The 14,961-nt window shown below is 59.9% G+C and carries 13 protein-coding genes; 4 read left to right on the top strand and 9 right to left on the bottom strand.

All coding sequences use genetic code 11. The features are described 5' to 3' along the window. Positions 1-53: 53 nt before the first annotated feature. Both AC0IXS_RS12145 and AC0IXS_RS12140 read right to left on the bottom strand, forming a co-directional pair. On the bottom strand, positions 54-935 hold the full coding sequence (locus AC0IXS_RS12145) for a hypothetical protein (protein ID WP_122668086.1): 882 nt from the start codon (positions 933-935) through the stop codon (positions 54-56). 102 nt (positions 936-1,037) lie between these two features. Continuing rightward, on the bottom strand, positions 1,038-1,934 hold the full coding sequence (locus tag AC0IXS_RS12140; protein WP_471824709.1) for a hypothetical protein: 897 nt from the start codon (positions 1,932-1,934) through the stop codon (positions 1,038-1,040). Positions 1,935-1,949: 15 nt separating this feature from the next. Here AC0IXS_RS12140 and AC0IXS_RS12135 point away from each other — a divergent pair, with 15 nt between their 5' ends. Further along, on the top strand, positions 1,950-2,126 hold the full coding sequence (locus AC0IXS_RS12135; protein WP_191957489.1) for a hypothetical protein: 177 nt from the start codon (positions 1,950-1,952) through the stop codon (positions 2,124-2,126). A gap of 2 nt (positions 2,127-2,128) precedes the next feature. On the opposite strand, the gene AC0IXS_RS12130 is transcribed toward AC0IXS_RS12135, so the two are convergent. Continuing rightward, positions 2,129-3,550 carry a UDP-glucose dehydrogenase family protein gene (locus AC0IXS_RS12130; RefSeq protein ID WP_163033468.1) on the bottom strand — a complete coding sequence of 474 codons (1,422 nt, stop codon included), beginning with the start codon at positions 3,548-3,550 and terminating at the stop codon, positions 2,129-2,131. Positions 3,551-3,837: 287 nt separating this feature from the next. Here AC0IXS_RS12130 and AC0IXS_RS12125 point away from each other — a divergent pair, with 287 nt between their 5' ends. From AC0IXS_RS12125 to AC0IXS_RS12115, 3 genes are all read left to right on the top strand, one after another. Then, the gene (locus AC0IXS_RS12125; protein WP_057410598.1) at positions 3,838-5,577 is read left to right on the top strand and encodes a dipeptidase; all 1,740 of its coding nucleotides are present in this window, start codon (positions 3,838-3,840) and stop codon (positions 5,575-5,577) included. 617 nt (positions 5,578-6,194) lie between these two features. After that, positions 6,195-6,971: a DeoR/GlpR family DNA-binding transcription regulator gene (locus tag AC0IXS_RS12120; protein ID WP_057409968.1), complete on the top strand. Its 777-nt coding sequence runs from the start codon at positions 6,195-6,197 to the stop codon at positions 6,969-6,971. Positions 6,972-7,094: 123 nt separating this feature from the next. Beyond that, entirely contained in the window at positions 7,095-8,021 is a 927-nt protein-coding gene (locus AC0IXS_RS12115) for a Gfo/Idh/MocA family protein (protein ID WP_057409965.1), read from the top strand. Positions 8,022-8,181: 160 nt separating this feature from the next. Here the strand turns inward: AC0IXS_RS12115 and AC0IXS_RS12110 are convergent, their stop codons facing one another. The 6 genes from AC0IXS_RS12110 to AC0IXS_RS12085 are packed head-to-tail and all read right to left on the bottom strand — an operon-like array spanning position 8,182 to position 14,919. Further along, positions 8,182-9,258, bottom strand: coding sequence for a protein-glutamate methylesterase/protein-glutamine glutaminase (locus tag AC0IXS_RS12110; protein WP_025993473.1), 1,077 nt, complete (start codon positions 9,256-9,258; stop codon positions 8,182-8,184). Next, entirely contained in the window at positions 9,221-9,754 is a 534-nt protein-coding gene (cheD, locus tag AC0IXS_RS12105; protein ID WP_025993472.1) for a chemoreceptor glutamine deamidase CheD, read from the bottom strand. The genes AC0IXS_RS12110 and cheD overlap by 38 nt, the downstream gene beginning before the upstream one ends. After that, the gene (locus tag AC0IXS_RS12100) at positions 9,751-10,560 is read right to left on the bottom strand and encodes a CheR family methyltransferase (RefSeq protein WP_025993471.1); all 810 of its coding nucleotides are present in this window, start codon (positions 10,558-10,560) and stop codon (positions 9,751-9,753) included. The genes cheD and AC0IXS_RS12100 overlap by 4 nt, the downstream gene beginning before the upstream one ends. A 9-nt stretch (positions 10,561-10,569) precedes the next feature. Continuing rightward, on the bottom strand, positions 10,570-11,109 hold the full coding sequence (locus tag AC0IXS_RS12095) for a chemotaxis protein CheW (RefSeq protein WP_004880047.1): 540 nt from the start codon (positions 11,107-11,109) through the stop codon (positions 10,570-10,572). 36 nt (positions 11,110-11,145) lie between these two features. Then, positions 11,146-12,804: a methyl-accepting chemotaxis protein gene (locus AC0IXS_RS12090; protein WP_122689896.1), complete on the bottom strand. Its 1,659-nt coding sequence runs from the start codon at positions 12,802-12,804 to the stop codon at positions 11,146-11,148. 30 nt (positions 12,805-12,834) lie between these two features. Beyond that, a complete protein-coding gene (locus AC0IXS_RS12085) occupies positions 12,835-14,919 on the bottom strand; it encodes a chemotaxis protein CheA (RefSeq protein ID WP_471824705.1) in 2,085 nt (694 codons plus the stop codon). Between the last annotated feature and the right edge of the window lie 42 nt (positions 14,920-14,961).

The raw sequence follows: 14,961 nt of genomic DNA, 5'->3' as shown, positions 1-14,961 counted from the left end.
GGCGTCGGGGTTTACTTCAGAAATCGTGAGTGTTCCGTCGCTAGCGCGCGGTTTCATGATGCGTGCATGTCGGCAACCGAGGGCACGTTGCGCTGCGCTCTTTCGACCAGCACATCGACCCATAGGCCATCTTCCTCACTCACCAGGCAATGACGCTGCGGATAAAAAAAATCATAGTGATTGGCAATTTTGCTTAGATAAAGCCATTCCTGTTCGCGCAACCACACGCCGGACTGCGCGACAGGCAAGTTCTTGCCGCTGAAGCGCTTGCCCAGACAAATATTGGTCTGGGGCGCGAAGGCGAGTGCGAGGTTTTGAGTGGGCTGTAGATGAAGTTCGACAGGGGGAACCTCGGGTTTTCCCTTTAGCATTTCGCCCTTCATGTCGTGTCGCAGTATCAACCACTGGCCCGTGGTGGTTTTTGCCAGCAACCATTGCGACACACCGGTGTAGTGCACCGTGGTGAGTTCGCCGTTGACCCATTCATACACCACGCAGGACTCGTAATCGATATTCGCCGACCACAGGTTGATCGCTGAGACCAGCGTATGCGATTCCAGGTCGACCAATCCTTGATCGGGCATGGTTTTCCAATAACGCGCCTTCACGCCGTATTGGATGTGGACAATGCCGTAAATCGCCCAGCAAGCCAGAACGACCCCGGCAACGTCCAAAATCCAGATCCTCTCGTGATCGGGCAACGGCCTGTCATCCGTGGACATCAGGAGAGCAGCGAGATCAGCAGGCATCAAGAGCAGGGCCGCGAGGAGTAAAAGGAACACGAACATAATCAGTATCCCGGTGGTACTGACCTGCTGCGTGTAGCCGTGCACCACGGCCCGTTCATCAGCAGTCATCGCCGACTGCTCGCGATGGCCGAGCCTTGTGTCTGGCTTGTAGAAGCGGCTATAACGCGCGTTATCGCTTTCTGCCATGCGTACTGAGCCTCCTGAAGACATCGCCTGCCAGCCGAAGAGTTCGGCTGGCTTCACGGCGCGGTTCACTAAACGGCGAGAAGCCTGAGTTCAACGCGCGATTCATGACGCATGCGTGTCGGCAACCGGCTGTACAGTGTATTGTGTTCTTTGGACCAGACCATCGAGCCATCGGGCGTCCTCCTGGCTCACCACGCCGTAACGCTGCGGGTGAAAAAACTCCCGGTGATGGGCGATGTCACTCAGGTATTTTTCTTCCTGGCGAGTCAACCAGACGTCGGACTGCACAACAGGCAAGGCGCTGCCTGAAAACCGCTTGCCCAGGCAGATATTGGTCTGTGGTGCGAAAGCCAACACAAGCTCGCGCGTGGGATGGAGCTGAATGTCGGCAGCGGGCACCTGGGGTTCTCCCGCCAGGATTTCGCCCTGCACAGTGTGTCGTAGCACCAGCCACTGGCCTGTGGTGGTTTTTGCCAGCAGCCACTGTGACGCGTCGCTGTAGCGTGTCACCTGGCGCTCGCCCTCCCACTCATGCACGTCGTTGTAATCAATATCGAAACACTGTGACCAGAGGTTGATCGCCGATACCAGCGTGTGCGCTTCGGTGTCCACTCGCCCCAGGTCGGGCATGGTTTTCCAGTAGCACAAGGTAGCGTCGTACTGTGCACGCACGATGTTGTAAAGGGACCAGCCAACCACGAGGAGCGCACTGGCAGTCAACATCCAGCTTCGGTACTCATACAGTGCTCCATCGACATCAAAGCGTTGGGCAAACCCGCTTTTATAGAGATACAGGCCCACCAGGGAAAGGGCCGGTGGCAGGGTAGCGCCGAACAGAAAGGGCACGAACAGAAGGGTCAGCCAGCCAGGGCCTTGCATAAACGCATGACGGCGCGCCTCGACCAATTCGTCAGCGGTCATTGCCGACTGCTCGCGATGGCTGAGTCTTGGGTCGGGTGTGTGGAAGTGGATGTAGCGCGCGACAACGTCTTCTGCCATGTCGACTGAAGCTCCTTGAGACATCACCTGCCAGCCAATACGTTCGGCCCTGAGTCAGGCGGCTCGGTGCGCCATTTCGACAGCTTCCAGGCGATGTTTCAAGGGGCGGGCCTGACTGTTTTCGAGCTGACGTCGAAAGCGGTGGCGCGGGGTGTCACGCAGCCCGAATGGGACGCCCGGCTTCATGCGTGAGCTTATCCCGTTGCTTGTATCGCGAGCTCTTCTGGATTTCCGGGGGCCTGCAATGTCGGCGTCGCGCCCCCTTGTTTCTGCGCGACAGGCAACTCGCACGACTCGCCACGGCCTATGGGGAAATAATGAAAGCCGCTTTTTGACAGGCGTTCGATGTCGTATAGGTTGCGCCCGTCGAAAATCACCGGAGCGCCGAGCCGCTGCTGAATCTGTTCGAAGTCGGGTGCCTTGAACTGCTGCCATTCGGTGCAGATGATCAGCGCATCGGCGTCATTGAGGGCCGCCTCCGGTGTGCCCATCAGCGACAGGTCCTTGCGATAGCCATAAATGCGCTGAGCTTCCTGCATGGCTTCAGGATCGAACGCTCGCACGCTTGCACCCGCGGCCCATAGGGCTTCCATCAGTGTTCTGCTGGGCGCGTCGCGCATGTCGTCAGTGTTGGGCTTGAACGCCAGGCCCCACAAGGCAAAGGTCTTGCCGCGCACATCTCCCCGGTAGAAGGCATTGATCCGCTCGAACAGCTTGTTCTTCTGCCGCTCATTGATGGCTTCGACCACGCAGAGCAGGTCGTTGGAGCAATTCGCTTCGCGGGCGCTGTGTATCAGTGCGCGGATGTCTTTGCCGAAGCACGAACCGCCATAGCCGCAGCCGGGGTAGATAAAGTCGTAACCAATGCGTGAGTCGGCCCCGATCCCCAGCCGCACCGCTTCGACGTCCGCGCCCAGATGCTCGGCCAGTTCAGCAATCTGGTTGATGAAGCTGATCTTGGTCGCCAGCATGCAGTTGGCCGCGTATTTGGTGAGTTCGGCGCTGCGCAGGTCCATGAACATGATGCGGTCATGATTGCGGTTGAACGGTGCATACAGCTCGCGCATGACCTTTCTGACCGCTTCGCTTTCGCAGCCGATGACGATACGGTCCGGACGGCGGCAATCCTTCACCGCAGAGCCTTCCTTGAGAAATTCGGGGTTGGAAACGATATCGAACTGCAGCAGGCGTCCGGCCTGACGCAAGGCCTTGTCGATGTGCGCTCGCAGCGCATCGCCACTGCCCACCGGTACCGTGGATTTTTCCACGATGATCAGCGGCTTGCTGCGGTGCCGGGCAATGCTGTCGCCCACTGCAAAAAAGTTGTGCAGGTTGGCCGATCCGTCTTCGCAAGAAGGGGTATCGACAGCGATGAACAATACGTCGGCATGCTCGACCGCCGCTTGCTCGTCGCTGGTGAAATTCAGGCGCTTGTGGTCAAGGTTTTCGCGCACCAGGTTGGACAGCCCCGGCTCATAGATGTGCACCTGACCCTGCCTGAGCTGGTCGATCTTGGCCTGATCGATGTCCATGCACAGAACGTCATGACCGACCTCGGCAAGCACCGCTGCCTGCACCAGTCCCACATAGCCGCTACCGAATACACTGATTTTCATGAAAGTGACCCTGAAGAGTTTGCGGGAAAATGCGCCGACGATGGCTGTGCGGAATGTCTGTCGTAGCCAAGGTTACACCGGTAGTTTTCGATCGTGTGACGGTCTCGTGAACAGGTTGCGTCCCGGGACAGGCGGAGCCCGTCGATTCCGGACCGATTGGCCGCTCGCGCAACAGGGCTCTCGCATCCTGGCACTGAGGTGTTATTTTGAGCGACTGCCTTATCAGACGATCAGGTATTCAACGCCTTGTTTTCTTTACCACCCTCTGCAAAGGAGTGCTTCTGCCCATGAACCTTTCACTCAAGCATCTGGCCGCTACGACCCTGATGCTCGCCAGCCTCTCAGCGTTCACACCCGCGGCGCTGGCCGCTATCACACCGCAACAGAGCGCTGCCATTCTCAAGTCGTTCAGTGATGCATCGGTCAAGGACTTCAGGCAGTTCCTGGGCAGTCTTGCAAAGAGCGACATCGCCAAATCCGACAACCTCGGTCCGGCCATCAGCGCCTTCCTGGACAACAAAACCCTGACAGCCGAACAGCAAAACGAAATCCATCGGCTGTTGGGTATTTACGCCCGCGTGAAATACGGCAGCGCAGCGAATGAAACCTTGCGTGAACTGGTCGCCATTCCGACCTTCGCGGTGGAAGGCGTCGCCCAGCACGACAACCCCGAGTTCATCAAGATCGCCGAGAAGCTCAAGACGCTCGCCGAGTCGTTCAACCTCACCTTCCGCAACATCGACAATCGAGTCTACGAAGTGTCTCTTGAGGGGGCAGGTGATGAAGTGGTCGGCATTCATGCCCATGCCGATGTCGTGCCTGTCACGCCGGCAAACTGGGTACTGCCAGACGGCACCAAACTGGACCCTTTCAAGGTCACGCTGATTGGCGACCGCATGTACGGTCGTGGTACCGAGGATGACAAGAACGGCATCGTGGTTGCGATGTACGCCATGAAAGTCATCAAGGAAGAAAAGCTGCCGCTGGCTCGAAACTTCAAACTGCTGATCGACACCACCGAAGAGACCTCCGGCGACGCGATTCCGTACTACTTCGAGCGCAACCCGACGCCGAACTACAACCTGGCGCTGGACGGCGGCTACCCGGTGGTGATCGCCGAGAAAGGTTACGGCACGGTGATGGCGAATTTCCCTGTGCGTAAGGGTGAGGGCAAGGGCGCCGAAATCACCTCCTTGACCGGCGGCGCGGCGACCAATCAGATTCCATCGAAATCGGTCGCCACGCTGGTGACGGACAAACCCGCAGAACTGGCCGCTGAGCTGCAAAAGGCGGGTGCCGAGTACGCGAAGCGCAACGGTGGCGACTTCAAGGTGGACGCGGCGGTCGAGGGCAAGGACGTTAAGCTGACCGTAACCGGCGTATCGGCCCACTCGTCCGATCCTGCATCGGGCGTCAACCCGGTGGCCCGAATGCTCGACTTCATCAACAGCCTCGACGGCAAGGTTGAGTTGAAACACAACCACATCACCGACGCGGCCCAATACGCGGCTGACAACTGGGGTCTGGATTATCTGGGCAGCAAACTGGGTGTCGGTTTCTCGGACGAGTTCATGGGCCCGCTGACCGCTTCCCTGACCTTCGTGGGGATGGATGCGAAGACCTTCAAACTGGCGGTGAACCTGCGAGTGCCGAAAGGCAAATCACCCGAGAAGCTCAAGGCCGAGATCGCCGAAAAGCTGACGGCATGGAGCAAGCAGAGCAAGATTGCGCCTGCATTCGATTACTCCGTCGCCGAGCCGATGTACCGCAACCCTGAGGGTGAGTGGGTCAAGGCTCTGCTGGCCGTCTCTACTGAAAACCTGGGCATGCCTCACACGTTCGGCACCTCGGCGGGCGCCACCTCGGTCCACAACCTGCCCAATGGCGTGCAGTTCGGCTTGGCCATGCCCGAAGCCAAATACACCGGACACACCGACAGCGAGTTCAAGACCACCGAGCAGTTTCTGCTCGACCTGCAGATCGTGACGGAAATGATGGGGCGTATCGGGCAATTGCCGAAGCTTTGATCTGAAGGCCTGATCCGGCGTGAACAGGGCGCTCTGCAACGCATTCAAGAGCGGACGCGGAGCGTCCTGGGAGGCATTCCCACGCAGAGCGCTCATCGTTATACACAAGTCCGCTCCAACACTGATCGTGCCCATCGCTCCGCGTGGGCATGCCGCCCGTGACGCTCCGCGTCACAAATGGCACAGACTGTGGATTCAGTGAGCCAAGCGCATGACGTGGATGACGCTGGAGCTTGTCCACGCATCTGCGCCACATTCGAGAGCGGACGCGGAGCGTCCTGAGCGGCATTCCCACGCGGAGCGTAGGAACGATCAGCGTGATCTCAAGCACGCCGATCATGCCCACGCCTGTGCTCAGCGTTATACCCGAGTCTTGCTGCGACCACGGGGTATGCATTCAGTCAGTCACTTTTGTTTTGGCCCCCGTTTTGCGCGTCTTCCGGACTTGTGTATAACGATGAGCGCAGAGCGTAGGAACGATCATCACTCGACACCGATCGTGCCCATCGCTCCGCGTCCCATTGGTCGCCACGCACTGATTGACGCCTCATACCCTGCCCGGCATATTAGCGCTCGTTTGTGATCGTTAATGCTCGTTTATGCAGGTTCAGATTGTCATGACTCCTACCCACGAAACCTTCCCCGGCGAACGCCAGCAGTTGATCAGTGAACGCCTGGCCCGGTACGGCCGGGTGATTGCGGCTGATCTGGCCAGCGAATTCAATGTTTCTGAACACTCGATCCGCCGCGATCTCAGTGCCCTGGCCGCCTCGGGTGTATGCAAGCGCGTCTACGGTGGTGCGATTCTGTTGCGCACCGCTGAAGGCCCCATGGCCGCACGCGTACAACAGGACACCACACGCAAGGACAGCCTCGGACAGGCCGCAGCATCTTTGCTGAGCGACGGGCAACACGTCTTTATCGACGCCGGTTCCACCAACTTCGCCATCGCCAGCGCTATCGACCCCCGGCTTCACCTGACCCTCACCACCAACTCACCGTTGATTGCCGTGCAGCTGATGACACTGCCCAACGCCGAAGTGATTCTGCTGGGTGGGCGTCTGAATCCGACGGCGGGAGGTGTGATCGGTCTGACGGCGGTCCAGCAACTGCGTCAGTTCAGCTTCGACCTGTGCTTTCTCGGGGCCTGCGCGCTGGATCCGGACAACGGCGTCACCGCATTCGGGCTGGAAGACGCCGAGTTCAAGCGCGCCGTCGTCGCAGCGAGCGGCCAGATTGTGGTGGCCGTGACCAACGAAAAGCTGTCCAGCGTCGCTCATTACCAGGTGGCCCAGTGCGAAGACGTGTCGGTGCTGGTGGTCGAGCAGGATGCGCCACGCGAGCGGCTCGATCCGTTTCTGGGCAGGATTGCCAATGTCGTGACCGCAGCCTGAGCGGAAAACTCACGTATGTCGCGCTTGCCCATTGTCTGGCGCGCCATTTACGTCTAGTTTGCTCCCTATTTAGTATGACTATTAATCGCACCCTCTAATAAGTACAAGAATCAGGAGTCACCGATGCAACCCATTCGTCTCGGTCTGGTGGGCTACGGCAAGATCGCTCAGGACCAGCATGTTCCCGCGATTCTCGCCAATCCCGCCTTCACGCTGGTGTCCGTCGCCACTCAGGGTCAGCCTTGTGCGGGCGTGCAGAACTTCAAGTCCCTGACCGAGCTGCTCGAAAACGGGCCGCAGGTCGATGCCATCGCGTTCTGCACACCTCCTCAAGGTCGATTCGCCTTGGTGCAGCAAGCCATTGCCGCTGGCAAACACGTGCTGGTCGAAAAACCGCCGTGCGCCACGTTGGGCGAAGCCATGGAGCTGGTGAATCAGGTACACGAACAGGGCGTCACCGGCCTGTTCGCCTGGCATTCGCGTTACGCACCCGGCATCGAAGCCGCCCGCGACTGGCTCGCGACGCGCACTCTGGAAAGCGTGAAAATCGAGTGGAAGGAAGACGTCCGCAAATGGCACCCCGGCCAGACCTGGATCTGGCAGCCCGGCGGTCTTGGCGTTTTCGATCCGGGCATCAATGCCCTGTCGATCGTGACCCACCTGCTACCGCTGCAACTGTTCGTTGAGTCTGCCGAACTGCGCGTCCCCGACAACTGCCAGTCGCCCATCGCCGCTGACATCAAAATGTCCGACGCCCGCCACCTCGACCTTCGCGCCGAATTCGACTTCGATCACGGTCAGAACGAACTGTGGAGCATCGAAATCCGCTGCGCAGAAGGCGTCCTGCGGCTGGATAACGGCGGCGCACTGTTGAGCATCGATGGCGTGCGTCAGACCGTGTCGGAAGAAGGCGAGTACACCGTGGTCTACCGGCATTTTCAGCAGTTGATTGGCGACAGGAAGAGCGACCTGGACCTGCAGCCGTTGCGGCTGGTGGCGGACAGCTTTTTCGTGGGCAGTCGGGTGCTGGTTGCGCCGTTTTACGATTGATGGTCGGGGCGTTCTTCGTGTTCTGAAGTCATCTTCAGAGACGGCGTGGTGTCTTGCTGCAAGCCGCCTCCCACGGTCCGGTGTTTGCCGCGCGACAGCGCTATGTCGAAGATGCAGAAGCCGGGTCCGTTCAGCAGGTTCGGTTTCCTGACGCCCGGCCCTATCGGTGCAATATCGCCTGATGGATTTCCTGCAACGGCATGATGCGTTGCGCGGCGTTGAGTTTGATGGCTTCCTTGGGCATGCCGAACACCACGCAGCTTGCTTCGTCCTGAGCGACGGTCGAGCTGCCAGCATCAAGCATTTCCTTGAGGCCGCGTGCGCCGTCGTCGCCCATGCCGGTCATGATGATTCCGGTGGCGTTCTTGCCCGCGAACTTGGCCACTGAACGAAACAGCACATCCACCGAAGGCCGATGCCGGTTGACCAGCGGCCCGTCGATCACCTGAGCGTGATAGTAGGCGCCGCTGCGGGTCACCATCATGTGCTTGCCGCCGGGAGCGATCAGCGCAAGACCGGGCAGGATGCGGTCGTTGTTCTTTGCCTCGCGTACTTCTATCTGGCACAGGTCGTTGAGGCGGGCTGCGAACGAGGCGGTGAATTTCTCCGGCATGTGCTGCACGATGACCATGCCGGGACACACCCGTGGCAAGGACGTCAGCACAGCCTCCAGCGCCTGGGTTCCCCCGGTCGAGGTGCCGATAGCGACAATCCGTTCGGTCGTCTGGGCCATGGCGTGGCCGTTGGCAGCGGGCAGGATGGCATCTGCGGTGAGCTTGCTGGCGGGCGCCAGGACCGGAACCGCAGCGCGCTTTCCCAGATTCCTGACATTGGAGTTGGCTGCCGCACGAATCGCTGTCACCAATTCTGCTGCCGACTCGATCAGGAAGTTCTTCAGGCCCGTGGTGGGTTTGGTGATGATTTCCACCGCTCCGGCGGACAAGGCCTGCAGCGAGGTCTCTGCGCCTTTCTGCGTCAGCGACGAGCAGATCACCACCGGCGTCGGCCGCTCGCTCATGATCTTCTTGAGAAAGGTGATGCCGTCCATGCGAGGCATCTCCACGTCCAGCACGATAACGTCCGGCCATTCCCGTGCCAGCTTGTCCATTGCGAAAATCGGGTCCGAAGCGGCGCCCATCACATGCATGTCGGGCGTGTCGTTGAGGATCGCCAGCAGTACCTGACGAACCACGGCCGAATCATCGACCAGCAGTACGCTGATTTTTTTGGTTGGCATCGTTATCGATGGTCCCTGTTGGTGTGTGCCGGACCCAGACGTTGCCGTTCCAAAGGTCGAAGATGATATTGCGGTAGCCGGTGCTGCCCATGTCCTGCGCCATCAGGTGCAAATGGTGCTGCTCGGCGAGCATCAGGGCGGCACGTATGTTTAGGCTGGCGACGTCATGTGCATGCAGATCATGACGGTGACAGGGGAACATTTCGCCGCCGCCGAACAGCTTGACCTGATAGTCCTCAGGCCGGGTGTCGTTGATGCGGGCATGACGGATGAGCATCTCAAGGGCTTCATCGGCGTACTTGCCGTCCAGTGGCTGGCCTCTGCGGATACGTCCCGGAAGCATGAAGTGGCACATGCCGCCGATATGCCGTAACGGATGCCAGAAGGTGATGGCCACGCATGACCCGAGCAGGGTGCGAAGGCGGGTAGGGCGGGTCGCAAAGCTCACTTCACCAGGAGCCAGCACCACTTCGGCCGCGCCGACAGGCTTTTTCATGGTTTGCGGTAAATCGAGGGGGCGACGAGCTTCAGGGTGTCGTTTACACCGTTGAGGCTTTCCGAATGGCTGATGATGAAGAAACCGCCCGGCTTGAGACGTGGCAGCAGGCGCGCGACCACCTTGCTCTTGGTTTCCTGATCGAAATAGATCATCACGTTGCGCAGGAAGATCACGTCGAACTCGCCCAGATCGGGCAAGGTTTCATTGAGGTTCACCTGAACGAAATTGACCCGGTTGCGCAGCGACTTTTCGATCAGAAAGGTGCCGTCCTGACGGCCAGTGCCCTTCAGGCAATACTTGACCAGCAACGGCTGTGGGAGGGTGCCTGCGCGTTCCATGGGGTAATGGCCGGTGCGTGCCTTGGCCAGCACCTGGGTGCTGATGTCCGAGCCGATCACTTCCCAGGGCGTAGTCCCCAGACCTTCGGCCAGGGTCATCGCCAGGCTATAGGGCTCTTCTCCGGACGAACTGGCAGCGCTCCACAGCCTGAACGTCTTGCCCGGTGTCGCCTTGGGCAACACGTGCTGGCGCAGAAAATCGAAGTGCTTGGGCTCGCGGAAGAAGTACGTCTCGTTGGTGGTCAGCAGGTCCAGCGCGACCTGCAGTTCACCGTGGCGCTGGTCCGTCATGATCAGCTTGAAGTAGTCGCCATAGCTTTTCAGTTCATAGTGCTTGAGGCGCTTGAACAGGCGGCCGGCTACCAGCGCCTTCTTGGCCGGCGACAGATTGATACCCGCTGCGCGATACAGCCAGGATTGGAACTGGCCGAATTCGCGGTCGTTGAGTGCGGCTGTGTCTGGCATATGCGGATCTCAGTGCGCGTCGAAATCGAGAGCGGGTGTCTGACCGGCTTCGGCCAGGCTCGACATCTCGTCGATGGACAGCACGCGTTCGACTTCCAGCACGATGACGAATTTGCCCTCGACCTTGGCCATGCCGCTGATGAAGTCGGCACGAATGCGTGCGCCGAAATTCGGCGGCGGCTCGATCTGCGAGGCGGGAATTTCCAGCACTGCCGAGACCGTATCGACCAGCAGGCCGATGTCCTGCGGCTGACCGTCTTCGGTGCTGGCTTCAATGATGATCACGCAGCTGCGTCGCGTGGTTTCCGAGTTTTGCCGACCGAACCGCGCCGACAGATCGACCACCGGTACGACGGCGCCGCGCAGGTTGATCACGCCGCGCACGAACGAGGGCATCATCGGCACCACGGTCAGGCTGCCGTACTCGATGATTTCCTTGATGCCCAGAATGCCGATGGCGAACATCTCGCCACCGAGCATGAACGTCAGGTACTGCGCCTCTTCTTCCACTGCGGCTGCGGTCTGGTGTGTCTTGGCCAGTGCGCCCATGTCGTTCTCCCTGTGTGACCTGTATCCGGTCTGCGATCAGAAACGGGTGAATTCCGATTCATCCGGCGCGCTGGCCATGTTGTAGGCAAACGCCTTTTTAGGGGCGGGCTTGACCGGTCGCGACGGCTGGCGAGGCGGGGCACTGCTGGAGGTGTCAACGCTCAAGTCGTTCACGGCCGTTCTGGATGCCGAACTCAGGACGAAGAAACTCATGGCCTGCTGCAGTTGTTCGGCCTGGCTGCTCATCTCTTCGGCTGTGGCCGCCAGCTCTTCGCTGCTCGACGCGTTCTGCTGCGTTACCTGGTTGAGCTGGGTCATGGCGGTGTTGATCTGCGCCACGCCTGCGGCCTGCTCTTCGGACGCAGCACTGATCTCTTGCACCAGATCCGAGGTCTTGTTGATCGACGGCACCATCTCATCCAGCAACTTGCCGGCCTTTTCGGCCATGTCCACGCTGCTCGAAGACAGCTCGCCGATTTCCTGAGCTGCCACCTGGCTACGCTCAGCCAGCTTGCGCACTTCGGCGGCAACCACGGCGAAGCCCTTGCCGTGCTCACCCGCACGGGCGGCTTCGATGGCGGCGTTGAGGGCCAGCAGGTTGGTCTGGTAGGCGATGTCGTCAATGATGCTGATGCGTTGGGCGATTTTCTTCATCGCCACCACGGTCTGCTGCACCGAGTCGCCACCTTCTGTGGCTTCCTTGGCAGCCTTGCTGGCCATGCCGTCAGTGACCTTGGCGTTCTCGGTGTTCTGGTTGATGCTGGCACTCATCTGTTCGACCGAAGCGCTGGTCTCTTCAACGCTGGCGGCCTGCTCGCTGGTGGCCTGACTCATGGACTGAGCCGTGGCGCTGACCTCTTCCGAGGCGCTGGCCAGATTATCGGCCGCGTTGCGCACTTCGCCGATGATGTGCGACAGCTTGCCGACCATGTTGCGCATGGCGTTGAGCACCATACCGGTTTCGTCTTTCGAGCCTTCCGCTATCTGCGCGCTCAGGTTGCCTTCAGCCAATTGCTCGGCGGCGATGGCAGCGTCCTTGAGCGGGCGGGAAATGATCCGTGCGATGAACAGCGCCAGGCCCAGCCCGATCAGCAGCGCAGCGACCAGCACCGCAATGATCGAGATGCGCGCATTTTCATACAGGGCTGCGCCTTTCTCGCTGGCCGTGGTTGCGCCTGCATCGTTGAGTTCGACCATTTTCTGCAGCTGGTTGGTCGCTTCATCGAAGTGCAGCTTGGATTCGCCCTTCAACAACGTACGAGCCTGGTTCTCAAGACCCTGGCGTGACAGGTCGAACAGCTCTTTGCTGACCACCAGGTACGCTGCCCATGCGGTGGTCACGGTGTTGAACAACTGACGATCCGTGTCGTTGGACAGCAGGTGTTCATAGGTGGCCAGGCGCGTTTCGAATTGCTTGCGCGCCTCGACAGCCTCCTGTTCCATCTGGGTCTTTTCCTGCGCCGTATCGGCAGCGATGTGCCGGTTTTCCTTGAGGCGGTAAGTGGCGGCAAAGAAACGCATGCCTGAAGCGGCACGCATGGACGGCATCCAGTTTTCCTTCATGTCCTGAGCAGTCTGGTTGACCTGCCCGAGCTGAATGATGGCGAACACGCCCATGGCCGCCGTCAGCGCCAGCACGACCAGGAAGGAGGTGATCAACTTGGTGGATATCTTCAGATCGTAAAACCATTTCATCGGGGTTACCTCCATGGAAATGCAGGCGCGTCAGCGGGCCGCAGCCGACAGCGAATAAGGGGTTTGAGTCGAGCGGGCTTCCAGCTGGACGATCTGGTTGAGCAGCGCCGGTATGTCGAGAATCAGTGCCACCGCGCCGCTGCCCAGAATGGTCGAGCCGCTGATGCCACGCAGGCCGCCGAACAGTTTGCCGAGCGGCTTGATTACGGTCTGGAACTCGCCGAGCAGGTCGTCCACCACCAGCCCGGCCTTGTGCTCTGCGTAACGCACGACCACCACGTTCTGGCGCCGCGCGACGGGACCTTCATGGTTGAAGTGGTCACGCAGGTACACCAGCGGCAGCACCTCGCCGCGCAGGTCCAGATAGCCGTTGTCGCGGCTGGACTGACGGTCCTGTTCGTCGAGCTCGATGCATTCCTGAACCATGTCCAGAGGGATGACATAGGTCGATTGATCGATGCCGACCAGAAAGCCGTTGATGATCGCCAGTGTCAGCGGCAGGCGGATCCGCACGACGGTGCCCTGGCCGGGCTGGCTATCCAGGTCCACGGTGCCGCGCAGCAGGGTGATGTTGCGCTTGACCACGTCCATGCCGACGCCGCGCCCCGACAGATTGGTGACCGCTTCGGCCGTAGAAAAACCTGGCTCGAAAATCAGGTTGTAGATTTCCTGATCGGTCAGCACCGCGCCGCTCGCGACCAGGCCGCGCTCCTGCGCCTTTTCCAGAATGCGCTCGCGGTTCAGGCCTGCGCCGTCATCGGCAATTTCGATTACGATGCTGCCCGAGTCGTGGTAGGCATTGAGGCTCAAATGACCTTTTGCCGACTTGCCTGAAGCACGGCGCGCTTCAGCGCTTTCAATGCCGTGGTCCATGGAGTTGCGCAGCAGATGCATCAACGGGTCGCCGATTTTCTCGACCACGGTCTTGTCCAGCTCGGTCTCTGCACCACTGATAATCAGGTCGATGTCTTTACCCAGTTCCTGGCTGACATCGCGCACCACTCGACGGAAGCGATTAAAGGTGTCGCCGATGGGGATCATGCGCAGGTGCAGGGCGCCATCCAGAATTTCTTCGACCAGCCCCGATACCGTCGAGCTGGCTTCCTGAAGCGGCGCATTGTTGCAGGAGCGGGCCAGCAGATTGGCCCCGGCACTGGCGATCACCAGTTCGCCGACCAGATTGATCAGCTCATCGAGCTTGTCGGCGTTGACCCGCACATAGCGGCCGTCCTTGTTCTTTTGCTCGTTCCCAGGCGATGCCCGTTCTGTGGAAACCTGTGCAGGGCCTCGCGGCACGGCGCGCTGATCGCCCATCAGTTCGCCACTGTGGATGACCGGGCTGGTGTCGTCCTGCGACACCAGATCAGTGCGTGTGGATTCCGCAGTTTCATCCAGGGCAGTGATCTCTACGGCGCAGTCTTCGCGCACGAAATCGAACACTTCATTGATTGCTGCATGCCCGGCTGCCGAGCGGAAATCGATCTCGAAACCCAAATGACAGGATTCGGGGTCCCATTCCTCGACGGTCGGAATGCTGTCGGTCACGGTGGTGACCTGGACCATCTGGCCCAGCGTATTGAGGTAACGCAGGAACGACAGCGGGTCCATGCCGTTGCGAAACACGTCCACGCCGAAACGCAGGGAAATGTGCCACAGCCTTTCTGCCTGAATATCGCTGACAGTTTCCGTCTGCACAGGCTGTGCAGCCGCTTGCGCAGGTGCCTGATACGCCTGCAAGGCCTGACGCAACGCGGCTTCACGCTCCAGCGCCGCGGCCTGAAGCTGCTCGCCACGGCTGGCCACCACCTCGATCAGCTCAAGCATGTGGTCGCCGGACTTGAGCAGCACCGCGATCAACTCCGCATCCACCGACACGCTGCCTTCACGCAACCGGTCGAGCACGTCTTCGACAATATGGGTAAAGCTGACAATCGGAGTCAGGCCAAACAACCCGGCAGAGCCCTTGATGGTGTGGGCCGCACGGAATACCGCGCCGATGGCATCCTGATCGCCGGGCTCGCTTTCCAGTTGCAGGAGGGATTCCTCCATGGCCAGCAACAGCTCACGCGCCTCGACGATGAACGTCTGCTGTGCCTGATCAAGATTAATGCTCACGTGAACTTCCTTTTCGATCACTGAACCACACTGCAACGGGCG

It is taken from the genome of Pseudomonas sp. AC016 (assembly GCF_979253365.1).
This window is presented reverse-complemented; position numbering and strand designations above follow the sequence as displayed.